The following is a 24,824-nucleotide window of genomic DNA, read 5'->3' as shown; positions in this document are numbered from 1 at the left end:
CCGCGCGTACTCGACCTCGGTCAGTTCAAACCGCCCACTCACGACAGACGTTGATAGCCGAACGTTGCCCCAAGATCCAGGAGACACGCCCTAGTGCCGGCGTACGCGAAAAGGCCGCCGACCCCTCGCGGGGCCGGCGGCCTTCGTCGTCAGACCGGGGGCTTGTCGCCAGACCGGGGTCAGCGCTGGTCGGCGGGGACGTAGTCGCGCTCGGCGTAACCGGTGTAGATCTGCCGCGGGCGGCCGATCTTGGTCTCCGGGTCGTTGATCATCTCGCGCCACTGGGCGATCCAGCCGGGGAGGCGGCCCAGCGCGAAGAGCACCGTGAACATCTTGGTGGGGAAGCCCATGGCCTTGTAGATCAGGCCGGTGTAGAAGTCCACGTTCGGGTAGAGCCGGCGGGAGACGAAGAAGTCGTCGGCGAGGGCGATCTCCTCCAACTGCACCGCGAGGTCCAGCAGCGGGTCCGGCTTGGCCATCCGGCCGAGCACGTCCTGGGCGGCCTTCTTCACGATGGCGGCGCGCGGGTCGTAGTTCTTGTAGACCCGGTGGCCGAAGCCCATCAGCTTCACGCCGTCCTGCTTGTCCTTGACCTTCCGCACGAAGGACCGGACGTCGCCACCGTCGGCCTGGATCTGCTGGAGCATCTCCAGCACGGCCTGGTTGGCGCCGCCGTGCAGCGGGCCGAAGAGGGCGTTCACGCCGGCCGAGACCGAGGCGAAGAGGTTGGCGTTGCTGGAGCCGACGAGGCGGACCGTCGAGGTGGAGCAGTTCTGCTCGTGGTCGGCGTGCAGGACGAAGAGCATGTCCAGCACCCGGGCCATCACCGGGTCGACCTCGTACGGCTCGGCCGGCACACCGAAGGTCATCCGCAGGAAGTTCTCGACGTAGCCCAGCGAGTTGTCCGGGTACAGCAGCGGCTGCCCGATCGACTTCTTGTAGGCGTACGAGGCGATGGTGGGGACCTTCGCCATCAGCCGCACCGTGGACATCTCCACGTGCTCGGAGTCGAACGGGTCCAGGCTGTCCTGGTAGAAGGTGGAGATGGCGCTCACCGCGGAGGAGAGCACGGCCATCGGGTGCGCGTCGCGCGGGAAGCCGTCGAAGAAGCGGCGCATCTCCTCGTGCAGCAGCGAGTGCCGCCGGATCCGCTCGCTGAACTCGGTCAGCTGCGTCTGGCTGGGCAGCTCGCCGTAGATGAGCAGGTACGAGACCTCCAGGAAGGAGGACTTCTCGGCCAGTTGCTCGATCGGGTAGCCCCGGTACCGCAGGATGCCCGCGTCACCGTCGATGTAGGTGATCGCGGACGAGCAGGACGCGGTGTTGACGAAACCGGGGTCGTAGGTGGTCATCCCGGTTTCCTTGAGCAGACTGCCGACCTTGATGCCGGCGGGGCCCTCGACCGCGGACTGCACCGGCATCGACAGCTGGCCACCGGGGTGGTCGAGCTTGACTTCCGTCATCTGTTCCTCGCTTCGCCGGCAAGATCTTCGTTGAATTGCCTTCGCTTTTACCGTAGTCACGGTCGGAGGGACACCGCTCGTCATGGTTCTTCGGTGAGGTATGCGTCACCCGATTCCCGACTTGCCGGCTCGGAAACCCGGTGGAAGCGCGCCCACGGGGCGTCCAGGCAGGTGGCCGGCCGGGCGTCGAACCCGCCGGCCCGGCGCTCCCGGCGCGGTCCGGCCGGCGCTCAGGAGAGGGTGAGCCGGTGTAGGCCACCGGCGCCGTCCACCCGGTAGAGGTCCAGCCGGTTGGCGCCGGCGGCGAAGAGCCGGTCGTCGGGGAGGAAGGCGGCGAACCGCCGGCCCCCGGGGTCGGGCGGGACCACCGGGACGACCGCCCCCACGGTGCCGTTGACCGCCACCGCGAGCCGGGTGCCGTCCGGCACCGACGCCGGCACGGTGCCCCAGACGAGGGCGGGCAACTGGCCGTGGGCCGGGTCGACGGCGCGGAACGCGTCGAGGTTCGCCACGGTCGCCGTACCGCCGGCGGGCCGGTCGCCGACCCGGGTGCCGACCAGCGGGTCCGGTGCGGGCGTGGGCGGCGGGGCCGGCACCCCGCCGGTGATGGTCAGCGGCTGCCCCGGCCGGTCGTAGAAGCGTTTGTCGGCCCGCTGCCGGGGGGCCAGCCGCGCCGGGCTGCCGTCCATCCGCCAGGGCACCCGGATGTGGGTCTCGTCGAGAATGGTGGGCAACAGGTCCACGTGCTCCCAGTTGCGGTCGTCGACCCGGCCGGCCCGCTGGCCCGGCTCCTTGACGAACAGCGGCACCCAGGCCACCTGGTCGGGGGCGTGCTGGATGGCGTCCAGCCCGCGGCCCTGCCAGCCCTCGCGGAAGCTCACCCCGTGGTCGGCGGTGACCAGCACCAACGCCTTGTCGTACAGGCCGGTGGCGCGCAGGGTACGCAGCGTCTCGCCGATCAGCCGGTCGGTGTAGCCGAGCTGGGCCAGATGCCGCGCCCGGGCCAGCTCGACCCAACCCGCGCCGTCGTTGGGCAGGTCCTCCGGCGCGGCGTACTGCGCCCCGGACGGCAGGTACCGCCACGGCGAGTGCGGCATCAGCAGGTGCAGGAAGTGCAGGGTGGGCTGGGCCGACGGGCGCAGCCCGGCCAGGAACGTGGTGAACCGGGCCGGCTGGTTGTCGTCCAGGGTGTCCCAGCGGAACTTCGGGTCGGCCGGGACCGGCTCGGCGGCGTCCAGCCCGGCCTCGGCCCGGGTCAGCTCCCGGTACGAGTCCTCCGGGTCGACCCGGCTCTCCACCGGCGCGGTGACCTGGCCCAGCAGCCGGCCACTCTCCCGGACCAGCACGCCGAGCCCCTGCGGCCGGCTGGCCGGCTGCTCGCAGCGGCTGGGCGGGCAGAGCCGGGTGATGCTCTCCTCGGCCTTGATGTCGTACAGGCCGCCCAGGGCGGTGAACAGGTTGTCCGGGTACTGCGAGTAGTGCGGGGCCAGCCCCTGCGCCGGGTACCGGCCGGTCAGCATGGCCGGCAGCGCGTACGGGGTCCAGCCGCTGACCCCGGTGGCGTTGCGGTACCAGGTCGAGCCGGCGGCCAACTCGGCGAAGTGCGGGTAGCGGGTCGCGTCGATGGTGCCGCCCGGGCCGAGCAGGGACACCAGGGGCAGCTCGTCCAGCACGATCATCACCACCGGGGGGTGGCCGCCCGCGCTGGCCACCCCGGCCGCGCCGTCGTGCCCGCGCGGCAGCACCACCGCGGAGGCGGGCGAGGCGAACAGGAACAGCCCGACGAAGACCAGCGGTCCCACCGCGGCCACCCGCAGCACCCGCGCGAGGGCCCGCCACCGCCGGTGCGCGACCGCCCCGGCGGCCCCGGCCGCCGCGGCCACCAGCAGCAGCGGTACGCCCCGCAGCGGCGTGCCGTGCCGCCCGACCTGGACCGCCAGCGCGGCCAGCAGCAGCCCGACCAGCAGCGTGTGCACGGCCGCCCGGGTGACCCGGCCGGCGGCCAGGCTGGCCGCGCCGAGCAGGGCGAACGGCACGGTCGGCGCGATCGCCACCAGGGCCACCAGCGCCAGCGCGTCCAGCCGGGTGGCCTGGTGGAACAGGAAGAAGTCGGGACTGTGGCCGAGCACGTCGAGCAGCGGCTGGGTGACCACCAGCCCGACCAGCGCGACCACCTCCGCCAGCCGGCCGGCCTCGGCCCGCCAGCCGGTCCCGCTCCGCAGCCGCCCGGGCGGGGCCGGTACGGCCTCCGCCGGCGCGAGGGTCCGCTCAGCCACCCACGGTCACCTGATACAGCGTCCGGGTGCCCGACGGCAGCTCGACCCGGCGGACGAGCCGGCCCCGGGCCGCGAGCAGCGCCTCGAAGGTGTCCCGGCGGTAGTCGGGGAAGAGCCCGTCCGGCTTGTTGTCGAGCAGCCGGCGGGCCATCGGGTCCTCGGGGTGGACGAACTCCACCACCAGGGTGCCGCCCGCGGTGCCGAGACCGACGAGCTGGTCCAGCACGTCGGCGAGCGGGACGTTGCGGCCGAGCGCCAGGTGGTGCACGAGCGCCAGGGCGAGGACCGCGTCGGCCCGGGACCGGTCGGCGAAGGCGGCCCGCTCCACCCCCCGCCAGCCCCCGCCCGGCGACGGGTCGGCCAGGTCCATGACCAGCGGCAGGATCCGCTGCTCGCCCTCGTCCCGCAGCGCCCGGTAGAGCGCGTCGACCACCGCCGGGTCCTGCTCGACGGCGACCACCTGGTCGGCGTGCCGGGCGGCGATCCGGGCGTACCGGCCGTCGTTGGCGCCCAGGTCGAGCGCGAGGCCGCCACCGGTGGCCGCCACCGCGCGGTCGACGAACTGCTCCTTGGCCTGCCGGTCCGGCACCGAGTACGCGCAGGTGCGCTGGTAGTCGACCCAGTGGCTGTCCTCGGGCCGGTGGTCCAGCCGGCGGACGAGCTTCGTCAGCCCGCGTACCGTCGCCAGGGCCAGCTCCCGGGAGTAGCCGGCCGCGCGGAGCTGGGCGCGGACGTCGGTGGTGCTGGCGCCCGCGTTGCGGGCCTGCATCGCGCCGTGCAGGTGGACGTGGGTGAGCACGCCGGCGCGCAGCCGGCGGGCGCCGGCGAACAGGCGGCGCATCTGGTCCGGCTCGATGCCGTCGACGCGGGCCCGCAGCCACGGCTGGAAGTCCAGCCCCAGGTGGGCCTGGAGCAGCAGCGGATAGAGCAGGGTCTGGCAGAACTGCCGGTACCCGGCCCAGGGCTCCCCGTCGCGGGCCGGCTCGAACGAGCCCACGTCGATGAAGACCGGCGTGGCGCCCCGCCACTGGAGGTTGTAGGCCGAGCCGTCCTTGAGGGTGAACCCGGCCGCCAGGGCCGCCGCGAGAATCTCCAGGTGCAGCAGGGCCGCGTCGCGCAGCATCGCGTACGACCACTCGTAGGGGTGGCTGACGAACGGGATGCGCTCGTGCCGCAGCACCGCCGCCCACGGCAGGTCCACCGGGGTGGGCAGCAGTTCCTCGGTGCCGCAGACCCGGCCGGTGGCGAGCAGGTCGCGGAAGAAGTCGCTGGCCGCGAGGGCCCGCCAGTCCCGGGCGGAGCGCTCGTCCAGGCCGCGGAACACCTCGCCGTGGCGGTGGAAGACCCGGTTGCCGGGGTCCCGGAAGGAGCCGGGTTCGACGCGTACGCCGGTGTCGGAGACGACCACGCGGTCAGCCCTGGTCACTCGGCTGACGCCGGAACCGGGCGACCAGCCGCCGCCAGTAGAGCTTCGCGGCCACCGCGGTGCCGGCGACCCCGCCGACCACCGCCTGCACGATCAGGCTGCCGGACCCCGCGTCCAGGTAGGCCAGGTGCGTCACGGCTGACTCCCTTCCCTCGCCGGTTGTCCAAACCCAGGACGAAATAAGGGCTTTCGCCCCTCTTAGGCGGACTTGTCCCCACGGTACGCCCTCGATCCCGACCGTGCGGGCCACACCGGCCACACCACCCCCGTCCGATCCGTTCAAGACGGCCAGCACCACCGCTGCCTACGGTGGCGGCATGACACCGCACTTCGACCTGATCGGCCTGGTCGTCACCGAAATGGGCCGCACGCTGGAGTTCTACCGCCGGCTCGGCCTGCCGGTCCCGGCCGGCGCCGAGCACGAGCCGCACGTGGAGATCACCCTCGACAACGGCCTCCGGCTGGCCTGGGACACCGTCGAGACGATCCGCGGCTTCGACCCCGGCTACACCCCGCCCAGCGGCGGCCCCCGCGCCGGCCTGGCGTTCCGCTGCGCCGAGCCCGCCGAGGTCGACCGCTGGTACGCCGACCTGACCGCCGCCGGCCACCACGGCCATCTGCCCCCGTTCGACGCGGTCTGGGGCCAGCGCTACGCCGTCGTGCACGACCCGGACGGCACCCCCGTCGACCTCTTCGCCCCGCTGACCCCCTGACCCGTGACCCGCCGCACCCGCGTCGGTCAGGAAGTTGTCGCGCCGACGAGATCAGCTGCGGAGCGCTGGGGTCAGCCGGGGGTGAGTAGGCGGGTCGGCGGCAGACCGGCGAGGTCGGTGACGTCGCGGGTGAGGTGGGCCTGGTCGGCGTAGCCGGTCCGGGCGGCCACCTCGGCCAGCGGGATGCCGGTGCCGGCCAGGTCCAGGGCGCGGCGCATCCGCAGGATGCGGGCGAGGGTCTTCGGTCCGTACCCGAAGAGGAGCTGGCTGCGCCGGTGCAGGGCGCGCGCGCCGAGGCCGACCTCGGCGGCGGTGGCGGCAACGGTGCCGCCGGCGGCCAGCCGGGCGGCGACCCGGGTGCCGAGCGGATCCGGACCGCCCGCGGCCCGCAGCCGCGCCACCGCCACCCCCTCCAGCACCGCGGCCACCGCACCGGACGCGGCGGCCAGGCCCGTCGCCGGCCGGGCGAAACCCGGGGGTACGCCGGTCGGAGCCGCCTCGGCTGCCGCCCGGGCGGCGTCGACCCGGTCGGCCAGGTCGGCGGCGGCCCGGCCCCACAGCTCCACCAGGGCTACCCGCAGGTCCCGCAGCTCGTGGGCGGGCACCCCGAACACGGCGGGCCCGACGCCGGGCGGCAACCGCAGGCCCACCCACCGCTCCCCCGCCGTGCCGGTGGAGAGGTGGGCGGTCCGGTCCGGGCCGGCGACCAGCAGCCCGGCCCGGCTGGACCAGAGCAGGTCCAGGCAGCCGTCCGGGAGCACCCGGGCGGGCGCGCCGCCACGGGAGACGCTCTCCCAGCGCACCGCGCCCCGGATCCCCACGGCCGCCCGCTCCCGGTACACCCCTCCACCCTGCCACGCCCCGGCGGCGGCCGGCCGCCTCGGTGGTGACCAGCGGCGGGCCGCCCGCAGCCAGCCGAGGCCCAGGTGCCGCGGTGACCGCGACCGCCGACCAGCGCGGTCGGCAGGCGCCCTGTGGCGTCCATGCCGGCCAGGTTCAACGGCTCCGCCGGCCCGGCCCGCGCGCGGGCTATGCGTCGGCTGTGGCTCCCGGCAGCCGAACCGTGAACACGGTCCGCCCGGGGCGGCTGGACACGTCGACCCGGCCGTGGTGCGCCTCGACCACCGCGGCCACGATGGCCAGGCCCAGGCCGGTGCTGCCGTGGGCCCGGGAACGGGAGCTGTCGCCGCGGGCGAAGCGCTCGAAGACCTCCGGCTGGAGGTCGGCGGGGATGCCCGGGCCGTCGTCGGTGACGTCGAGTTCGACGCCGCCGGCCACCGGGGCCAGCCGGGTGGTGACGGTCGTGCCGGGCGGAGTGTGCACCCGGGCGTTGGTGAGCAGGTTCGCGACCACCTGGTGCAGCCGGTGCGCGTCGCCGGTGACGGTCACCGGTTCGTCGGGCAGGTCGAGCTGCCAGCGGTGGTCGGGGCCGGCCACGTGCGCGTCGCTGACCGCGTCGACCAGCAGCGCGGTCAGGTCGACCGGTTCGGCGGCGAGCGGCCGGCCGGAATCGATGCGGGCGAGCAGCAGCAGGTCGTCGACGAGGCTGGTCATCCGGGTGCTCTCCGACTCCACCCGGCGCAACGCGTGGGCCACGTCCGCCGGCACCTCGGCTCGCCCGCGCCGGGCGACCTCCGCGTAGCCGCGGATCGCGGCGAGGGGGGTACGCAGCTCGTGGCTGGCGTCGGCGACGAACTGGCGTACCCGCATCTCGCTGGCCTGGCGCGCGGTGAGCGCGGCGGCGACATGGCCGAGCATCCGGTTGAGCGCGCCGCCCACCTGGCCGACCTCGGTGCGCGGATCGGTGTCGGGCTGCGGCACCCGCACCGACAGCGCCACCTCGCCCCGGTCCAGCGGCAGCTCGGCGACCCGCGCGGCGGTGGCGGCGACCCGGTTCAGGGGACGCAGCGTGGCCCGCACGATCACCGCACCGAGGCTGCCGGCGATCAGCAGCCCGGCCGTGACGACCCCGGCCTGGGCGAGCAGCATCCACATCACCGTCTCGTCGACCTGGGCCAGCGGCACGGCGATGACCAGCACGTCCCCGTCCCCGCGGGGTGAGCGCATGGCGATCGCGCGGTAGTCGTCGCGGTGGGCGACGTCCACGGTGCGGGGCCGCTCGTCGGGGGGCACGGCGGCCAGCCCGGCGACGTCGGCGTCCGGCACCTCCTCGGTGGTGCCGCTCTCGGCCCGGATGCCGGCCGTGGTGTCCCCGGACGGCGCCACCCGGACGGCGATCGAGCCCGACGGCAGCCCGCGCGGCGGTTCCGGCACCCCCCATTCCTCGCCGGGCTGCCCGGGCAGGGCGGGCCGGGACGGGTCGCCGCCGGGCCGGAGCATCCGGGCCAGGTCGGCGGGACGCCGGTCGCCGAGGGTGAGCTGGTTGTCGACCTGCTGGATGAGGAAGTGTCGCAGCGCGACCGTGGTCAGCCCACCGATGCCGACACTGACCAGGGCGAGCAGCGCCACCACGGAGAGCACCAGCCGCCGGCGCAGCGACCAGCCGGCCAGCCGCCGGCGCAGCCGTCCGGCCCGGTCACTCCGCGGGCTTGAGGACATAGCCGGCACCCCGCAAGGTGTGGATCATCGGATCCCGGCCCACGTCGATCTTCTTGCGCAGGTACGAGATGTAGAGCTCGACGACGTTGGCCTGGCCGCCGAAGTCGTAGTTCCACACCCGGTCGAGGATCTGCGCCTTGCTGAGCACCCGGCGCGGGTTGCGCATCAGGTAGCGCAGCAGCTCGAACTCGGTGGCGGTGAGGGTGATCAGGTCGCCGCCCCGGCGTACCTCGTGGCTGTCCTCGTCCAGGGTGAGGTCGCCGACGGTGAGCACGGCGTCCTCGCGGGTGGCGACGGCGAACCCGGAGCGGCGCAGCAGGGCGCGCAGCCGGGCGATCACCTCCTCCAGGCTGAACGGCTTGGTCACGTAGTCGTCGCCGCCGACGGTGAGCCCGGCGATGCGCTCCTCCACGGCGTCGCGGGCGGTCAGGAAGAGCACCGGCACGGTGGGGGCCTGTTCGCGGAGGCGGCGCAGCACCTGGAAGCCGTCCAGGTCGGGCAGCATCACGTCGAGCACCACGGCGTCCGGGTGGAACTGCCGGGCGGCGCTGATCGCGGCCATCCCGTTGCCGGCGGTGGAGACCTGCCAGCCTTCGTAGCGCAGCGCCATGGAGAGCAGGTCGGTGAGGGTCGGCTCGTCGTCCACCACCAGCACCCGCACCGGCTCGCCGTCCGGTCGCCGCAGCTCGATCCGGCCCTGCGCGGCCCGCCCCTCCATGACCATGCCCCCATCGTGGGCGTACCCGCTGTGCCGGGCCTGTCCCGATCCTGTGTACCAGCTGTGCCGGCCGGCCGGACGGAATCGGCCCGCGCGCCAAGCTGGTTCTTCCGCCGAAGGCTACCGAGTGGTAACTTGCCGGCATGTCCATCGACGGTCGTCCCGCCGGCCGGTTGGCCGGCAAGGTGGTGCTGGTGACCGGGGCGGCCCGCGGCATCGGCGAGCACACCGCCCGGCTCGCGGCGGCGCGGGGCGCGACCCTGGCCCTGGTGGGCCTGGAGCCCGACCGGCTGGCCGCGCTCGCCGCCGAACTGGGCCCCGAGCACGTGTGGTTCCCCGCCGACGTCACCGACCAGGACGCCCTGACGGCGGCGGCGGAGGGCACGGTCGCGGCACTCGGCGGCATCGACGCGGTGGTCGCCAACGCCGGGGTGGCCAACCGGGGCACCATCGCCGTCGGCGACATCGACGCGCTGGTCCGCACCGTCGAGGTGAACCTGATCGGGGTGATGCGTACCGCCGCGGCCACCGTGCCGGCGCTCATCGCCCGCCGGGGCTACCTGCTGATCGTCTCCTCCGCCGCCGCGTTCGCCGCGCTGCCCGGGATGGCCGCCTACTGCGCCTCGAAGGCCGGGGTGGAGCACTTCGGCACCGCGATCCGGCTGGAGCTGGCGCACCGCGGCGTGGCGGTCGGCACGGCCCATCCGTCCTGGGTGGACACCGACCTGGTCCGCGAGGCGCGGGCGGACCTGCCGGCGTTCGAGACGGCGCTGAGCCGGCTGCCCTGGCCGATGCGCAGCACCACCTCCGTCGAGGAGTGCGCCGAGGCGTTCGTCCGGGCCGTCGAGCGCCGCCGCCGCCGGGTGTACGTGCCCCGCGCCGTCGGCGCCGTACAGGCGATGCGGTCGCTGCTGACCAGCCCGCTCGCCGACCGGGTGGTCGGGCGTACGGCGCGCAGCACCGTACCGCTGATCGAGGAACAGTCCCGGGCGCTGGGCCGCGGGTTCGGGGTGAGCACGCCGCCGGAGGTGCGGCGATGAGCGCCCCGGTCGAGGTCGTCTTCGAGCGGCGCGGCGCCGGCCCGCCGCTGGTGCTGCTGCACGGCATCGGCCACCACTGGGCCGCCTGGTCCCCGGTGCTCGACCGGCTCGCCGAGGCGCACGACGTGATCGCCCTGGACCTGCCCGGTTTCGGCCGCTCCCCGGTGCCGGCGAGCGGCCTGCCCAAGGACATGTCCGGCCTGGTCACGGCCGTCGCCGAGGTGTTCGCCGCGCTGGGCCTGCACCGGCCGCACGTGGCCGGCAACAGCCTGGGCGGGGCGATCGCCCTGGAGCTGGCCGCCGCCGGGGCGGTCTCCTCGGCCACCGCGCTCTCCCCGGCCGGCTTCTGCGCGCCGCGCGAGCTGCGCTGGGCGCTGACCGTGCTGACCCTGCACCGCAACGCCGCCCGGCTGCCCGAGCCGGTGCTGCGCTCGGTGTTCGGCTCCCCGGCGCTGCGCACCCTGGCCCTGGGCATGATCCTGGCCCGGCCCAACGCGATGACCCTGGACGCGGCGCTGGCCGACGCCCGGGCGCTGCGCGAGGCGCGCGCCTTCCGCGCGGTGGCCCGCGCCGGCCGGGGGTACGCGTTCTCGGGCGCGCCGACGGTGCCGGTGACCGTGGCCTGGGGCACCCGGGACCGGATCCTGCCCTACCGGCAGGCCGCGCTGGCCCGGAGCCGGCTGCCCGGCGCGCGCCACCTCGAACTCACCGGCTGCGGCCACGTGCCCATGCACGACGATCCGGACCGGGTCGTCTCGGTCATCCTGGAGACCACCCGGGCGGCCTGAGGCCGGGTCACTCGGTGGCGCCGAAGGGATCGGTGCGCACGTAGCGCATGGTCCAGGTGCCGGAGCCGTCGGGGCGGCCCCGCTCGTAGAGGTGGTCGGCCTCGCCGCCGCCCCGGCCGTCGGGGTGCCGCATGATCCAGCGGTGTGGCGGTTCCCCGTCCGCTTCGGCCGGCACGTCCCGGACCAGCTCGTCGGCGGGGCCGCCGACGAACCGCACGCGCACCTGAGCCACCCTCGCGCCCTCCGTTCCCGCCGCGCCCGTCGCGCGGCCCTCCAGGCGAAGCTACCCCGCGCCGGCGCGGCCGGCGGTGCCCCTCGCCGGTTTGCCCAGCTCGGGGCCCGGGTACCGCGATGCGGAGCAGCCGGGGCGGCGACGTGCGCGGCGACCGGGGCCGGACGAGGGCGAGGAGTGGTCGATGAGGACGCTGGGCGGGCGGTACGAGCTCGAACGGCGGATCGGCATCGGCGGGATGTCGGAGGTCTGGCGCGCCCACGACCTCGTGCTGGACCGGACGGTGGCGGTGAAACTGATCTCCCCGGTCCGGGACGGCGAGGCCGGCTCGGTGGCACGCATCCGCGACGAGGCACGGTCGGCGGCCCGGCTGGTCCACCCGAACGTGGCCAGCGTGCACGACTTCGGCACCTCACCGGCGCCGGGCGGCCGGGAGGTGCCGTACATCGTCATGGAGCTGGCCGAGGGCGAGACGCTGGCGGCGCACCTGCGCGGCGGCCCGCTGGACTGGCGGATCGCGGTCCGGGTCTGCGCCGAGGTGAGCGCCGCGCTGGCCGCCGCGCACGCGGACGGGATCGTGCACCGGGACGTGAAGCCCGCCAACGTGGTGCTCACCCCGACCGGGGTGAAGGTGCTCGACTTCGGCATCGCCACCTCGGCGGGGGCGGCCGACGACACGCCGGAGGGCATCGTGCTGGGCACGCCCGCCTACCTGGTGCCGGAGCAGCTGGACCGGCACCCCGCCACGCCCGCCGCCGACATGTACGCCCTCGGCGTGCTGCTCTACTACTGCCTGGCCGGCCGGCTGCCGTACCCGGCCGGCGGCAGCGCCACCCAGCTGATCGGTGAGCGCCGGCGCCAGCCGCCGCAGCCGCTGCCCGAGGTCGACGGGCTGCCCGTCGAGATCGCCGACCTGTGCCGGCGCTGCCTCGCCGACGAACCCGGCGGTCCGGCCGACCAGCCTGATGGCGGCGTTGCTGCTCGCCGAGGCGGTCGACGCCCGGGTGTACGTGCCGATGCGGGCCGCCGTGCCACGGCAGCGCCGGGTCCCGGTGTCGCCGTGGACCGAGCGGGCCGCCGCGGAGGCGACCGAGGCGATGGCCGTGGAGCCGGGTCCGGCCGGCCGGCCGCGTTCCGGCGTACCGGGCCGCTGACCCGGCCCCGGCCCGGGCACGCCCGCGTCCACCTGCGGTTTCGCGGGCCGACGGCCGGGTAGCCGGGCGGGTGAGTGACGGGAGGAACGCGATGCCGGATCCGAGTTCCTGGCTGCCCGAGTCGGCCACAGCGACCGCGTCAGGCGGTCACGTACGTACCGACGACGGCGGTCTGTCCACCGCCCTGGCGTCCCCGCTGGCCCCGCACTGCACCGGGTTGACCCCGGAGCAGTTGCTGGCCGCCGCGTTCGCGTCCTGCCTGCATCACGCGGCGGTGGAGGCGGCCGGCGGGATCACCGACGAGGCGCACACCGTCGAGGTGACGGCCGAGGCGAAGCTCGGCCGCGACGACGACGGCCGGTACCGGGCCGACGTGCACGCGGAGATCTCCTCCGCCGGTCTCACCCGGGAGCAGCTGGCCGACCTGGTCGCGCACGCCGACCGGCTCTGGCCGTTCTCCAGCGACGACAACAGCCGACACCGGCTCACCGTCACGCCGGCGGAGAACGGCCGGCACTGACGGTTCACCAGCGGAAGCCGGCGGTCACCGCCCGGTGGTCGCTGTCCGGGGTGTGCAGCACGTCCGCCGCGGTGGGGGTGAGCCCGCGATACAGCACGTGGTCGGGCCGGGTCACCGGCAGCTCCGCCGGCCAGGTGAAGCCGAAGCCCTGACCGGCGTCGGCCTGCGCGTCGCGCAGCAGCCGGGTGAGCGGGACGAAGGCCCGGTCGGTGGGGGCGGTGTTGAGGTCGCCGAGCACCACGAGCCGGGGCGCCGGATCGGCGCGGACGGTCGCGGCGAGGGCGGCGACGGTCTCGTCCCGGGTCGCGGTGTGTCCGGCCCGGGCGGAACCCAGGTGCACGACGTACACGACGAGGTCGCCGGGCGGGGCGGCCACGACGGCGCGCAACGCCCGGTCCCAGCCCAGGCCGGTGTCGATGCCGTGGGACTCGCGAATCGGCCAGCGGCTCCACAGGGCGACCGTGGAGACCGCGCTCCGGTGCGGGTAGCGGGCGCCGAGCGCGGCCTCGACCCGGTCGCCGTCGTCGACCTCCTGGAGGCCGATCAGGTCCGGCGCCGCATCGGTGAGCGCGCCGACGGTGGCGGCCGGGTCGGGGTTGCCGGCGCGCAGGTTCTGGCTGGCCACCCGGACGGCGGTGGGCCCGGCGCCGGCCGCCGGGGGCAGCCACGCGCCGCCGTAGAGGGCCAGCCAGAGGACCGCGGGCAGCGCCACGGCCAGCAGCGCCCGCGGCGAGCGGCGCAGCGCCGCGGCCAGCCCGAGCAGGGGTACGCCGAGACCGAGCAGCGGGGTGGCGCTGTCCACCAGGCTGCCCAGCCCGTGCACGTTGGGCACCGCCCGGTGCCCGGCGATCAGGGCGGCGAGCAGCACGGCGAGGGCGACGACACCCAGCCCCCGCCGGTCCCGGCGGCGGGCCGGGTCGCTGGCGGCCGGTTCATCGACCATCTGCTCCGTCACCGTCCGCATCGTATCGAGCCGGCGGGACGCGGGTGGCGGTGATCCCGGCACGGCCCCCGGGCGGCGCACCCGGCCCCTCCGGCCCGGCCGATGCCACCAGGTGAGGGAGGGACGCATGGGCCGAACGGCGGAGGTGCGGGCGCCTCGCCACAAAGATGATCAACGGCCCCGTTGTTCCGGGCCTTCCCGCAATATCAGATAAAGCGGGAAAGCCTGGTTGGCACCTTTCATGAACCACCGTGCGTAATGCGGGTGCGGATCATGGCAAATTGTGACGCATGCCACCAAGCACCCCGATGGCAAGCGCCGCGATGCTTTCTAGCCTCGGCGGGTGCATCCCGACGACGCCCCGGACCAGACGCCGACCGAGAAGCAACCCGTTCGCCATCCGATCGACCCGGCATCAGCCGAACGGACGATCGGCCGGCATCGGACCCTCCCACCGCCCCGCCGCGGGCCGATCCGATCCACCCCGGCCCGGGTCGCCGCCGCCACCGGCGTGACCTGCTGCCTCGGCCTCGTCGGCTTCCTCGGCGCACACGACACCGGCCAGCGCCACGAGCCGGTCCGCGAGGTGCTGGCCGACCGGGCCGCCACCGAGCAGCGGGCCTCCCGCGACTACCAGCGGACCGCCCCGCCGGTCGCCGTGCCGGTCACCCCGGTCCCGGTCGCCACCCCCACCGCGAAGCCCACCCGGAAGGCCACCAAGAAGCCCGCCCGGCCCACCCGGCCCCGCCCGGTCGCCGGCCTGGACCAGCGCCAGATGGACAACGCCAAGGTGATCGTCGACGTGGGTCGGACCATGCGGCTGCCGCGCCGCGCGCTCGTGATCGCCGTCGCCACCGCCATGCAGGAGAGCAACCTCTACAACCTGGCCAGCGACGTGCTGCCCGAGTCCTACGACTACCCACACCAGGGCAGCGGCTCCGACCACGACTCCGTCGGCCTGTTCCAGCAGCGGCCGAGCAGCGGCTGGGGCACCGTCGCCCAGCTCATGCGCCCGTCATACGCGGCCCAGGCCTTCTACAGCGCGCTCAAGGAGGTGCCCGGCTGGACGGAGCTGAGCCTCACCGCCGCCGCGCAGGCCGTGCAGGTCTCCGCCTACCCCGACGCGTACGCCCCGCACGAGGAGCGGGCCACCACGGTGGTGGCGGCGCTGGTCTGAGCCGGCTCAGGCGGCCGCGCCGCGCCCGGCGGAACCCGGCCCCGGCTCCCCCGGCGCCCCCGCGCCCACCCGGGTCACCGGCACCCCGGCCGCCGCGGTCGGCGTGTCCGCCGGGACCGTCTCGGCGCGCGCCCCGGCAGCCAGGATCTCCTCCACCTGGGCGGCCCGACGCCGGCGGACCAGCAGCGCCGCCTCGACGTCGCGGCGGGCCCGCACCGCCTCGGCGTACGCCTGCTCGCGCACCCGGCGGGCCTCCTCCCGGGCCGCCTCCAGCTCGCCGCGCGCCAGAGCCAGCAGTTCGGCGGCCTCCCGTTCGACCGCGCTGACGCCGGCCCGCACCGCCTCGACGTCACCCTCGCCCGGGGCGGTACGCCGGCGCAGGAAGTCGCAGAGGTAGCCGGCCTCCTGCCGGACCTGGTCCCACTCCCGGCTCTCGCCGGGCGCGCCCTCCGCCCGCGCCGCGAGCCGGACCAACCGGATGCCCAACTCGTCCAGGCAGGAATCCACCTGCCGCTGGTCGTAACCGGTCTCAACGACGGAGAACCTCATACTGTCGCCCCCCAGGCAGCTGGTGTTCATGTCCCCAACTGCCGATCCTGAGGGCTGCCGGCGGCACGCGCGGCGGATCCCAAAAAATGTTCAGTATCCGCGCGGCGCCGGCCGGTCAGGGGTGCTTGGGCAGCACGACCACCCGGCCGAAGAACTCGTCGATGCGGCGCACCACGTCGTTGAAGTCGTCCAGGTCGATCGGCTTCGTCACGTACGCGTTGGCCTGCAGCACGTAGCTGCCGACGATGTCGGTGTCGGCGTTGGAGGTGGTGAGCACGACGATCGGGATGGTCCGCAGGTCCTCGTCCTGCTTGACCGCGCCGAGCACCTGCCGCCCGTCCATCCGCGGCATGTTCAGGTCGAGCAGGATGACGTCGGGACGCCGGGCGGCGGCGTGCCGGCCCTCCTGGCGGAGGAACTCCATCGCCTCCTGGCCGTCGTTGACCACGTCGATGACCTTCTCGACGTCGGAGTCCTCCAGGGCCTCCTCGATCATGAGGACGTCACCCGGGTCGTCGTCCACCACGAGAATGCGGACGGGGCTCGTGCGTGGGCCCATCGGACACCTGCTTCGGTTCGAAGGCGGAGCCGTACGGTACGGTCACCGGCCGGCCGGGGAAATTTAGCCGATCAGGGACCGGCGGATGCGGCCGGGTCGACCCGCTCCGGCGCGTACGCCAGGACGTCGACGAGGCCGGTCACCAGGAGCACCCGGGCCACCCGGCCGCCCGCCCCGGTGACCCGCAGCCACCCGCCGTCGGCGGCCAGCCGGTTGTCTCCGCGCAGGAACGCGCCGATGCCGGCGGAGTCGCAGAAGGTCAGCTCGGCGAGGTCCAGCAGCAGGTGCCGGCAGCCCTCGGCGATCAGCCGGTCGATGGCGTCGTTGAGCTGCGGCACGGTGCTCAGGTCAAGTTCACCGGCGAGCCGGAGGCCCGCGACACCCCCGTCCCGCCGGGCTTCCGTGACGGCGAACGTCACCGGTGGCCCCTCTCGCTCCGGCCCCAGGCGGGACGTTTGCAGTGCAGCAAGTATACGCGGGCGGGGACGGGCCGCCGGCAGCGCGGCGGTCAACGTTGCGGGCGCGCCGCCGGGCCGAACGCGGCCCGCGCCGCGGCGAGGTAGCCCGCGGCGCGGGGGAAATCGTGCAGCCGCTGTCCATAGTGGTCGACGGTGAGCGCCACCGCGGCCGGCGGCACGCCCCGGCTGGCCAGGATCGCCACCAGCCAGTCGGTGAACTCGGTGAACAGCGTACCGTCGTCGACGTAGAGCGCGGCGGCCAGGAAGTCCACGATGTAGCCGAGGTCGCTGATGGTCGAGTCCATCTGCGCGGGCGTGTAGTCGGACACCGCCGGCACCCGGGCGCGCAGGTCGGCGAGCGCGCTGTCGATCAGCTCGCCGCGCCGCTTCACCAGGCTCGCGTACTCGTCGTCGGCCAGGTGGTCCAGCCGGGCCGGCGGACCGGCGCGCAGCGACCGCTCGTCGGCCACCAGGTCGGCCGCGGCCGGCGCGTCGGGCGCCCACGGCACCCCGAGCACCCGGGCCCAGCGGCCGTCGGGGCCGAAGCCGCGCCCACCCACCACCACCGGCACGTCCGAGCGGCGACACGCCTCGATCATCCGGTGCGCGTGCGGCAGGCGCATCGGCAGCGCGCAGGCCAGGGCGACCGCGTCCGCGTCGTACCGGTGCAGGTAGGACACCAGGTGGGCGGCGGGAACGCTGGCCCCCAGGAAGGTGATCTGCCAGCCGCGCAGCCGCAGCACCTCGGCGACCAGCCGGGCCGGCAGGGCGTGCCACTCGCCGTCCATGCAGGCCACCACGATCCGGCCCCGGGTCGGGCGCGGGTTGGCGTACCCGGCGACGGCCGCCACCACCCGCTCGCTGATGTGCGTGGCGGCGTGCTCCTGGGCCACGCTCCACTCGTTGCGCGCCCACCGCTCCCCCACCTCGGCCTGCGCCGGCGCGACCAGGTCGAGCAGCACCCGCTCGGCGGGCACGCCGCCCTCCAGCAGCCCGACGGCTACCTCGACCGCGCCGTACTCGTCGGCGTCCGCCAACGCGTCCAGGTAGCCCGGGTAGGCGGCGGCCGGGTCGGCCCCGGTGGTCGTCGCGCTCACGCCTCGGTTCCTTCCGTCTCCGTCCCGGCCCGTGCCGGCCTGGGCACCGCGTGCAGGTGCCGGACCGGCCGCGCCGGCCCGCCGGTCGCCCGCAGGGCGAGCACCGCGATGTCGTCGTGGTCACCGTGGCCGAGCCAGTCGCAGGTCACCTGCTCGATCCGCTCGGCCAGGGCGGGCGCCGGCATCCGGTGACAGCCGGCGAGCGCGTTGAGCAGCCGCTCGCTGCCGAACTGCTCGTCGCCGCGCCGGCCACCCCGGGCCTCGGTCACCCCGTCGCTGTAGAGCAGGCAGGTCTCGCCGGGCGCCAACCGCACGGTCACCTCACCGACCCGGGGGTCCGGCACCACACCGATCAGCATGCCGGTCAACGGCACCACCTCGATCTCGCCGGAGGCGCGCAGCACCAACGGTGGCAGATGCCCGCCGCCGGCCATGGTCAGGCTGAGGCTGCCGTCGCCGTGCGCGCGCACCACGCCGAGCACCATGGTGGCGAACCGGCCCTGCCCGTGTGCCTGGGTGGTCTCCAGCAGCGCCCCGTTGAGCAGCCGCAGCAGCCGCCCCGGCTGGGTCTCGACCCGGTGCAGGGCCTGCAGGCACTGGCGGAGCTGGCCGGTGAAGACGGCCGCCTCGACCCCCTTGCCGGACACGTCACCGAGGAAGAAGACCGAACCGCCGTCGGCGAGCCGGTGCGAGCCGTAGAAGTCGCCACCGATGCGCAGCCCCGCCTGGGCGGGCCGATATGCCGTCCCCCACTGCACCCCGGCGGCCTCCGCCGGCTCGACGGGCAGCAGGCTGGCCTGGAGCGTGTCGGCGACCTCGGCCTGGTCCCGGTAGAGGACGGCGGTGGTCAGCGCGGCGCCGCCCCGGGCGGCGAAGGCCCGGAGCAGGTCGACGTCGGCGTCGTCGTACCAGCGGGCGGCGCCCCGGGCGACCAGCAGCACTCCGGCCGGGGCGTCCCGACCGGGCAGCGGCACCACCCGGGCACTCAGCGCGGCCGCGTCCAGCCCGGGCAGCCAGCCGGCCTCGACGGCCTGCTCGACCAGCCAGTCCAGCGCGTGCGGCTCCACGCCGGCGAGTCCTTCGCCGATCGCCGCGGGCAGGGCCGCGGCGGGCAGGCTCCCGGCGTCCACGGCCGGCGCCTCGCCGTCGACCCGGCTGGCCCGCCACCAGCGGGCCCGGCCGGCGCGGGGGGCCAGCACCAGCACGGCCACGTCGGCCACGGTGGGCACGGCCAGCCGGACCACCGCGGCGGCGGCCCGGTCGGGGTGCAGCGGATTGCCCAGCTTCTCCCCCACCACGGCCAGGAACGCCGAGCGGGCCCGCTCGGCCAGCAGCGCGTCGGCCCGGCTCACGCTCTCCGTGACGTCCTCGACGTACCAGCAGCGGCGGGCCCGGGAGAGCGGCACCTGGCGTACCCGCAGCCGGCGACCGTGGTGCGGGAACTCGACGGGCTGGTCGGCGGTGAGGGCGGTGACGCCCGCCACGGCGGGCACCGCACCGGGCACCAGCTCGGGGATCAGCCGCTGGGCCACCGGGCTGAGGTGCCGGACCACGCCGTCGGCGTCGCAGACGATCAAGCCCTCGCGGAAGTGCTCCACGACCTCGGCCCACTCCGGGGTGACGACACCGGGCTCCGGGGTGATGACACCGGGCTCGGGGGCCAGGGGCGGCAGCGGGGACGCGGCCGGCCGCGCCGGAACTCGGCTGGCACCCGGCGTGGGGGTCCGTCCGTCGCCCGGGTCAGAGTCCCTGACGTCGGCAGCAGTCACCAGCTGAGCCCCACTCCTTGTCGATCCGCGCCGCACCGGAATCGGTGCCTGTGGTCGCGTCTCCTCGCCCCACCCTACGCCGGTATGCCGGGACCGCCACCCCACGACCAGCAGGCCGGCCGGGGTGCGGCACCGGGCGGGACGCCGCCCGGGACTGCTCCGGTCCGGCTTTCCGACCCGCGCGGCGGCCAGCAGAAAGGCGTGATGGTGGTACCTCCGCGGAGCGGGCCCGAGGCGACTCCGCTGAGCCTCTCCGTGGACCGGGTCGCCGCCCCCGCCATCGACCCTCGATGCCGGTCGAAGACACGCGATCAGCGGCAGATTGGTGCGTCGTCCGCCGGCCCGGCAGGATGGCGTCATGATCATGCATATCACCCCGTTGATCGATCCGGCCTGCGGGTCGCCGGGCCAGCGACTGGCGTGGCTGGCCGCTGGCGAGGACGGCCGGCCACTGGGAACCGCGTTTCTCTGGGTTCCCGCCGCCGGCGGTGTCGCGGACCTTCAACTGCGGGTGCACCCCGCCGAGCGTCGGGCCGGCGTCGGTACGCGGCTGCTTGACGTGGCCACCGACGCCGCGGCCGATCGGGGCATGCGAGGGCTGCTCACCGAACCCGTCCGGCAGGGCGAGGAGGGCGACCGGTTCTGTGTGGCAACGGGGCTGCGACCGGTGTTGGCGCTCACCTACACCCGGCTGCGGCTGGAGGGTGACGAGCCGACGGGCGCGCCGGTGCCCGGCTACCGGCTGATCCACTGGGAAGGCACGGTCCCGGACGAACTCGCGAACACGTTCGCCCGGTCGCGGCGGGCGATGGACGACATGCCCATGGGCGATACCGGCTACGTCGCACAGCCCTGGGACGTCGAGCGCCTGCACGCCATCGCCGACGCCGTCGCGCGCCGAGACGAGATCCTCTGCACCACGGCCGCCGTGGCGGCCGATGGAGAGATCGTGGGTTTCACCGAAATGGTGGTGCCCGGTGACGGGCGAGGGCACGGTCAGCACTACGGCACGGGCGTGCTGCCGGAGCACCGCGGTCGCGGCCTGGCCCGTTGGATGAAGGCCGAGCAGATCACCTGGATCCGCAGACGTTTCCCAGGCCTTGCCGGGCTGCTCGCCGACACCGCCGACAGCAACACGGCGATGCGCCAGGTCAACGAGTCGCTCGGTTACCGGGCGACCCACCGAAGCCTGCTCTACCAGCGCGACCTCACAGCCGCGAACTGAACGCGGCGACGCCCCTCCACCGCCCGCGGCCCGCAGATATCCGCTCGCCGAACGGCCGCGTCGCTGCCCTCCGGCGGCTCCGCGCCCGCGTGAGCACACCCCGGGGTTTCCCGATCGGAAAGGACTGGGAACATAGGGGCGTGCCATCCGAGCTGTTGATCATCGAGGTGGACCGGCTCGACGCCGGACAGGCCCGGCTCCGGCTGAGCGGTGAGCTGGACTTCGAGAGCGCCCCGGACCTGCTCGCCGCGGCCGCCGAGCTGCGCCGCGACGGCTACCAGGAGCTGGTCCTCGATTTCACCGAGGTGGCGCTGTGCGACTCCTCGGGGCTGAGCGCGCTGGTGCGGATCCACCGCGCGGGCACCGCCGGGGTCCACCTCACCGCGATGCAGCCCCAGGTCCGGCAGCTGCTGACCCGCACCGGGCTGGGCGAGCTGCTGGCGGTCCCGCCCGGCGAGATCGACCGGGCCCGCCAGGCCGGCTGACGCCCTCCCCCACCAGGCCAGCTGACGCACTCTCACCAGGCCGGCTCGCGGCGGGCCCGCACGTGCCGGACCTGCTCAGCATGCTGGAGCGGGCAGGGGGAGGCCCCCGACCCTGGGACCAGGGGCCGGGGGCCGGGGAGGGTGGCTCAGGCGGCGGGCACCGGTTGCAGGCGCGGGCCGTTCTCCCGGGGTGGTGCGGTCATCGGTGGTTCGGCGTCCTCCGGCGCACCCGAATCGGGCGTCTGGAACAGGTACCGGACGAACTCCCCACCCGCCTCGTTGTCGTCGGCTCCGGGCCACTGCCCCACACAGTCGACCCCGACGACCTCACGTCCGGCTCCGTCTGCCTCCTCCATCAGCGCCCACAGGGTCACCGGGTAGCACCGGGTGGTCTGCGGGTCGACCTGCCACCGCGCATACCAGCCGGGTCGGGCGGGAACGATCTCAACGATCCGTTTCATGACGACCTTCCCTTCCGCGTGCGCCGGAAGTCTCCCGGTCCACCCCGAGCATGGGGCGGCCCGGGGTGAGCGCCCCTCACCCGCAGCGAATGAAGCTCGCCGACCACCGGCCGGCCCCGGCCGCGCCGTTTCCTTCCCGGCAGCGCCGGGAACGCGACCCGCGCAAGGCGCAACCCGACGAGGAACGAGGTGCGACGATGCGCAAGCAGATGGAGGGCGACAACCAACGCCGCCGGGCACTGGCCCGGCAGGCCCGGGAGCGCGGTCGCCAGCCGAGCGAGGTCGGCGCCAGCCTGAGCGCGTCCAAGCAGATCGCCTCGCTGGACCGGCATGAACGGGCCGGCCCGGCGCCCGCCAACCGGCACAAGTCGGACGTACGCGGTGGCCCGGCGCCGCCCCAGCCCGGTGTGCCGGAACGGACCCGGCCGCTGCCCGACGAGCGACCCGCCGGGGTGACCACCCTCGGCTACCGGGATCTCGTCGACGACGTCAGCCGGCGGGCCGGGGTGGACTTCTCCACCGCCAAGGTGGCGGCCGAGGCCACCGTACTGGCGCTGGCCTGGGCGCTCGACGACGCGGAACGGGAACGGCTGCTCGAGGCGGTGCCGGTGAAGCTGCACGACGTGGTGCCGGTGGACGGCATCGAGCGCCGCCGCGACCTGCCCGGCTTCCTGGCCGAGGTGGGCCGGCGCAGCCGCCTCACCCCGGAGCAGGCGCGCTACCAGGCCGAGGCGACCCTGGCCGCGCTGGCCGACGCCGACGGCGAACTGGTCGAGTCGCTGCGCGTACCGGACGGGTTGCGGGATCTGCTCGGCCCGCCGGAGCCCGCCGGCGGTGGCCTGGTGGGTCCGACCTCGGCCACCGCGCCCCTGACCGAGCAGGAGCTGCGCGACGCGCTGGCCGGGTTGCCGTACTGGTCCAGCGACCGCCAGTCGCTGGTACGCACCATCGAACTGCCGGCCGGCAACCTGGACCGGGTGCTCGACCGGCTCGACCGGCTCCGGGTGGAGGCCGGCCGCGGGCCGCAGATCGGCCGGCCCGATCCGGACAGCGCGGTGCTCACGGTGCGCAACCGGCAGGTCGACGGGGTCACGGCACCGGACGTGGACCTGGCCCGGCGGGTCGACGCGGCCATCGACGAGGCCGGCGCCGGCATGGCCGCCGGCTGAGCCGGCAGCGGGCCGGCGGGCACCCCGCCCGCCGGCCCGCTGCGGTGCCGGTAGCGTTGCCCGCCGTGCACAACGCCCAGGGTCTGAAGATCGTCGTCGACCCGGTCCGGCCCACCGGCCGGACCCTGCTCGCCGCCGGCGTCGAACAGTCCTACGTGGACGTCTCCGACCCGTGCCACCTGCACTTCGAGTACATCCGGCGGATGGCCGCCGTGGTCGACCTGGCCGCCCCGCCGGGCCGCCCGCTGGCCGTCCTGCACCTGGGCGGCGGCGCGCTCACCCTGCCCCGCTGGCTGGCCGCCACCCGCCCCACCTCGCCGCAGCGGGTCGTCGAGCGGGACCCGGCCGTGGTCGAGCTGGTCGCCCGGGAGCTGCCGGGGCCGCCGGCCGACGTCGAGGTGATCATCGGTGACGCCCGGGAGGCGGTACGCGACGCGCCGTCCGGCCACTACGACGTGGTGCTGGCCGACGTCTACCGGGCCGCCCGGATGCCCCGGCACGTGGCCACCGTCGAGTTCGTCGCCGAGGTGGCCCGGGTGCTCGCCCCGGACGGCGTCTACCTGGTCAACGTCACCGACCTGCCGCCGCTGGTGATCTCCCGTACCCAGGTGGCGACGCTGCGGGCCGTCTTCGGTGACGTCTGCCTGGTCGCCGACCGGCGGATGCTGCGCGGCCGGCGGTACGGCAACCTGGTGCTCGCCGCCGCCCGGCGGGCGGGCCGGCTGCCGGTCGGCCGGCTGGCCGCCCGCGCCGCCCGCGACCCGATCCCCGGCGCGGTGCTGCACGGGCCGGACCTCGACGCGTTCGTCGCCGGGGCCCGTCCGGCCACCGACGCGGACCTGGCCGGTCGCTGAACCGGCCGGGTTTCCCCGCCCGGCGCGCGGGTAGCCGCGCCGGATGAGCCACGCCGACGACCGGTCCACCGCCCGGCGGGCGCTGATCGTCATCGGTCTGGTGCTGGCCACCGCGCTGGTGCTGGGCCTGGTCTGGGCGACCCGGCGGGTGCTCGTCTGGGCGCTGGTCGCCGCGTTCTTCGCGATCGCCCTCAAGCCCGTGGTCGACGGCGTGGAACGCCGGTTCGTGCGGCACCGGGCGCTGGCCACCCTGCTGGTCTTCGTGGCCGCCTTCACCGTCCTCGCCGCGCTGGCCGCGGTGATCGTGCTGCCGCTGCTGGACGAGCTGGCCCGGTTCGCCGACCGCGCCCCCGACCTGGTACGCGAGGCCCGGGCCGGCCGGGGCCAGCTCGGTGAGCTGCTGGAGCGGTTCCACCTGCGGCGGTACGCCGACGCCCACGCCGACCAGCTCCAGCGCTACGGCAGCCGGCTCGGCGAGCCGGCGGTCGGCGTGGTCCGGGGCGTGCTGGAGACGGTGGCCGGCGTGGTGACCGTGGTGGTGCTGGCGTACCTCATGGTGCTGGAGGCCCCGAAGATCATTGCCGGCACGCTGACCCTGCTCGGCGACGGCGCCGCGGAGCGGTTACGCCGCATCGGCCGGGACTCCTCCCGCACCATCACCGGCTACCTGACCGGCAACCTGCTGATCAGCGTGATCTGCGGCGGGCTGACCTTCCTGGTGCTCTTCGTCGCCGGGGTGCCGTTCGCCGCGGTGATCGCCCTGGTGGTCGCCGTGGCCGACCTGATCCCGCTGGTCGGCGCGACGATCGGCGCGATCGTCGCGGCCGGGGCGGGATTCCTGCACTCCCCCACCACCGGGGTGGTGGTGCTGGTCTTCTTCGTGGTCTACCAGCAGCTCGAGAACCACCTGCTGCAACCGGTCATCATGTCCCGCGCGGTCCGGCTGAACCCGCTGACCGTGCTGGTCAGCGTGCTGCTCGCGGCCGAGCTGGCGGGCCTGCTGGGCGCCCTGCTGGCGATCCCGGCGGCGGGCGTCGGGCAGATCCTGCTGCGCGAGTTCGCCCCGGCCGGGCGGCGGACGCTGCCCCCGCCGGCGCCCGACCGGCGCCGCCACCCGGCACGGCCGCCGGCCGGCGGCGGGACCCCGTCGCGGGAGACCCCGCCGCCGGCCGGCGGCTGACCGGAGCGT

25 protein-coding genes and 1 pseudogene are annotated in these 24,824 nt (G+C 75.3%); 11 read left to right on the top strand and 15 right to left on the bottom strand.

The annotated features are described in order from the left end of the window. Window positions 1–179 precede the first annotated feature (179 nt). From AB0I11_RS29710 to AB0I11_RS29695, 4 genes are all read right to left on the bottom strand, one after another. Window positions 180–1,463, bottom strand: coding sequence for a citrate synthase (locus AB0I11_RS29710; protein WP_357327967.1), 1,284 nt, complete (start codon window positions 1,461–1,463; stop codon window positions 180–182). 230 nt (window positions 1,464–1,693) lie between these two features. Then, complete coding sequence (locus tag AB0I11_RS29705; RefSeq protein ID WP_357327964.1) at window positions 1,694–3,739, bottom strand: sulfatase-like hydrolase/transferase; 2,046 nt, start codon at window positions 3,737–3,739, stop codon at window positions 1,694–1,696. Beyond that, window positions 3,732–5,147, bottom strand: coding sequence for a methyltransferase (locus AB0I11_RS29700; protein WP_357327961.1), 1,416 nt, complete (start codon window positions 5,145–5,147; stop codon window positions 3,732–3,734). Before AB0I11_RS29700 ends, AB0I11_RS29705 begins: the two co-directional genes overlap by 8 nt. Before the next feature lie 4 nt (window positions 5,148–5,151). Continuing rightward, window positions 5,152–5,301 carry a hypothetical protein gene (locus AB0I11_RS29695; RefSeq protein WP_357327958.1) on the bottom strand — a complete coding sequence of 50 codons (150 nt, stop codon included), beginning with the start codon at window positions 5,299–5,301 and terminating at the stop codon, window positions 5,152–5,154. A 181-nt stretch (window positions 5,302–5,482) separates the two neighbouring features. Between AB0I11_RS29695 and AB0I11_RS29690 the strand changes: the two genes are divergently transcribed. Further along, window positions 5,483–5,878 (top strand): VOC family protein, encoded by a 396-nt coding sequence (locus AB0I11_RS29690; RefSeq protein WP_357327955.1) that lies wholly within the window; start codon window positions 5,483–5,485, stop codon window positions 5,876–5,878. Window positions 5,879–5,949: 71 nt separating this feature from the next. Here the strand turns inward: AB0I11_RS29690 and AB0I11_RS29685 are convergent, their stop codons facing one another. The 3 genes from AB0I11_RS29685 to AB0I11_RS29675 form a co-directional block, all read right to left on the bottom strand. Next, window positions 5,950–6,720 carry a helix-turn-helix domain-containing protein gene (locus AB0I11_RS29685; RefSeq protein ID WP_357327952.1) on the bottom strand — a complete coding sequence of 257 codons (771 nt, stop codon included), beginning with the start codon at window positions 6,718–6,720 and terminating at the stop codon, window positions 5,950–5,952. A 187-nt stretch (window positions 6,721–6,907) separates the two neighbouring features. Continuing rightward, entirely contained in the window at window positions 6,908–8,437 is a 1,530-nt protein-coding gene (locus AB0I11_RS29680; protein ID WP_357327949.1) for an ATP-binding protein, read from the bottom strand. Continuing rightward, a complete protein-coding gene (locus AB0I11_RS29675; protein WP_357327976.1) occupies window positions 8,415–9,155 on the bottom strand; it encodes a response regulator transcription factor in 741 nt (246 codons plus the stop codon). Before AB0I11_RS29675 ends, AB0I11_RS29680 begins: the two co-directional genes overlap by 23 nt. A 143-nt stretch (window positions 9,156–9,298) precedes the next feature. Here AB0I11_RS29675 and AB0I11_RS29670 point away from each other — a divergent pair, with 143 nt between their 5' ends. Together AB0I11_RS29670 and AB0I11_RS29665 are read left to right on the top strand one after the other, a co-directional pair. Then, the gene (locus tag AB0I11_RS29670) at window positions 9,299–10,195 is read left to right on the top strand and encodes an SDR family oxidoreductase (RefSeq protein ID WP_357327946.1); all 897 of its coding nucleotides are present in this window, start codon (window positions 9,299–9,301) and stop codon (window positions 10,193–10,195) included. Beyond that, the gene (locus AB0I11_RS29665) at window positions 10,192–10,983 is read left to right on the top strand and encodes an alpha/beta hydrolase (RefSeq protein ID WP_357327943.1); all 792 of its coding nucleotides are present in this window, start codon (window positions 10,192–10,194) and stop codon (window positions 10,981–10,983) included. Before AB0I11_RS29670 ends, AB0I11_RS29665 begins: the two co-directional genes overlap by 4 nt. 7 nt (window positions 10,984–10,990) lie before the next feature. On the opposite strand, the gene AB0I11_RS29660 is transcribed toward AB0I11_RS29665, so the two are convergent. Next, window positions 10,991–11,206 carry a hypothetical protein gene (locus AB0I11_RS29660; protein ID WP_357327940.1) on the bottom strand — a complete coding sequence of 72 codons (216 nt, stop codon included), beginning with the start codon at window positions 11,204–11,206 and terminating at the stop codon, window positions 10,991–10,993. Window positions 11,207–11,399: 193 nt separating this feature from the next. Here AB0I11_RS29660 and AB0I11_RS29655 point away from each other — a divergent pair. Together AB0I11_RS29655 and AB0I11_RS29650 are read left to right on the top strand one after the other, a co-directional pair. Then, window positions 11,400–12,369, top strand: a pseudogene (locus tag AB0I11_RS29655) (serine/threonine-protein kinase). 91 nt (window positions 12,370–12,460) lie between these two features. Continuing rightward, window positions 12,461–12,889 carry an OsmC family protein gene (locus AB0I11_RS29650; protein WP_357327937.1) on the top strand — a complete coding sequence of 143 codons (429 nt, stop codon included), beginning with the start codon at window positions 12,461–12,463 and terminating at the stop codon, window positions 12,887–12,889. A 4-nt stretch (window positions 12,890–12,893) separates the two neighbouring features. On the opposite strand, the gene AB0I11_RS29645 is transcribed toward AB0I11_RS29650, so the two are convergent. Next, on the bottom strand, window positions 12,894–13,844 hold the full coding sequence (locus AB0I11_RS29645; protein ID WP_357327934.1) for an endonuclease/exonuclease/phosphatase family protein: 951 nt from the start codon (window positions 13,842–13,844) through the stop codon (window positions 12,894–12,896). A 331-nt stretch (window positions 13,845–14,175) separates the two neighbouring features. On the opposite strand from AB0I11_RS29645, the gene AB0I11_RS29640 reads away from it, so the two are divergent. Then, a complete protein-coding gene (locus tag AB0I11_RS29640; RefSeq protein WP_357327931.1) occupies window positions 14,176–15,009 on the top strand; it encodes a hypothetical protein in 834 nt (277 codons plus the stop codon). Between the two features lie 6 nt (window positions 15,010–15,015). Here the strand turns inward: AB0I11_RS29640 and AB0I11_RS29635 are convergent, their stop codons facing one another. The 5 genes from AB0I11_RS29635 to AB0I11_RS29615 all read right to left on the bottom strand — a co-directional run bounded on the left by AB0I11_RS29635 (window position 15,016) and on the right by AB0I11_RS29615 (window position 19,441). After that, complete coding sequence (locus AB0I11_RS29635) at window positions 15,016–15,558, bottom strand: ATPase (RefSeq protein ID WP_357327929.1); 543 nt, start codon at window positions 15,556–15,558, stop codon at window positions 15,016–15,018. Between the two features lie 115 nt (window positions 15,559–15,673). Next, window positions 15,674–16,117, bottom strand: a complete 444-nt coding sequence (locus tag AB0I11_RS29630; protein WP_357327926.1) for a response regulator — start codon at window positions 16,115–16,117, stop codon at window positions 15,674–15,676. 71 nt (window positions 16,118–16,188) lie between these two features. Beyond that, entirely contained in the window at window positions 16,189–16,536 is a 348-nt protein-coding gene (locus AB0I11_RS29625) for an STAS domain-containing protein (protein WP_357327923.1), read from the bottom strand. 89 nt (window positions 16,537–16,625) lie between these two features. Continuing rightward, window positions 16,626–17,672 (bottom strand): cobalamin-dependent protein, encoded by a 1,047-nt coding sequence (locus AB0I11_RS29620; RefSeq protein ID WP_357327921.1) that lies wholly within the window; start codon window positions 17,670–17,672, stop codon window positions 16,626–16,628. Next, window positions 17,669–19,441 carry a PP2C family protein-serine/threonine phosphatase gene (locus tag AB0I11_RS29615; protein ID WP_357327919.1) on the bottom strand — a complete coding sequence of 591 codons (1,773 nt, stop codon included), beginning with the start codon at window positions 19,439–19,441 and terminating at the stop codon, window positions 17,669–17,671. The genes AB0I11_RS29620 and AB0I11_RS29615 overlap by 4 nt, the downstream gene beginning before the upstream one ends. A gap of 325 nt (window positions 19,442–19,766) precedes the next feature. On the opposite strand from AB0I11_RS29615, the gene AB0I11_RS29610 reads away from it, so the two are divergent. Together AB0I11_RS29610 and AB0I11_RS29605 are read left to right on the top strand one after the other, a co-directional pair. Continuing rightward, window positions 19,767–20,666 carry a GNAT family N-acetyltransferase gene (locus tag AB0I11_RS29610; RefSeq protein WP_357327917.1) on the top strand — a complete coding sequence of 300 codons (900 nt, stop codon included), beginning with the start codon at window positions 19,767–19,769 and terminating at the stop codon, window positions 20,664–20,666. Between the two features lie 140 nt (window positions 20,667–20,806). Further along, complete coding sequence (locus AB0I11_RS29605; RefSeq protein ID WP_357327914.1) at window positions 20,807–21,151, top strand: STAS domain-containing protein; 345 nt, start codon at window positions 20,807–20,809, stop codon at window positions 21,149–21,151. Between the two features lie 146 nt (window positions 21,152–21,297). On the opposite strand, the gene AB0I11_RS29600 is transcribed toward AB0I11_RS29605, so the two are convergent. Beyond that, a complete protein-coding gene (locus AB0I11_RS29600) occupies window positions 21,298–21,612 on the bottom strand; it encodes a hypothetical protein (protein WP_357327911.1) in 315 nt (104 codons plus the stop codon). A gap of 197 nt (window positions 21,613–21,809) precedes the next feature. On the opposite strand from AB0I11_RS29600, the gene AB0I11_RS29595 reads away from it, so the two are divergent. From AB0I11_RS29595 to AB0I11_RS29585, 3 genes are all read left to right on the top strand, one after another. Next, window positions 21,810–22,781: a DUF2267 domain-containing protein gene (locus tag AB0I11_RS29595; protein ID WP_357327973.1), complete on the top strand. Its 972-nt coding sequence runs from the start codon at window positions 21,810–21,812 to the stop codon at window positions 22,779–22,781. Between the two features lie 65 nt (window positions 22,782–22,846). After that, entirely contained in the window at window positions 22,847–23,635 is a 789-nt protein-coding gene (locus tag AB0I11_RS29590; RefSeq protein WP_357327908.1) for a fused MFS/spermidine synthase, read from the top strand. A 43-nt stretch (window positions 23,636–23,678) separates the two neighbouring features. Then, window positions 23,679–24,815: an AI-2E family transporter gene (locus tag AB0I11_RS29585; protein WP_357327905.1), complete on the top strand. Its 1,137-nt coding sequence runs from the start codon at window positions 23,679–23,681 to the stop codon at window positions 24,813–24,815. Window positions 24,816–24,824: the final 9 nt, after the last annotated feature.

The sequence above is a fragment of the Micromonospora sp. NPDC050495 genome, from assembly GCF_040655175.1.
Taxonomy (GTDB): domain Bacteria; phylum Actinomycetota; class Actinomycetes; order Mycobacteriales; family Micromonosporaceae; genus Micromonospora.
This window is presented reverse-complemented; position numbering and strand designations above follow the sequence as displayed.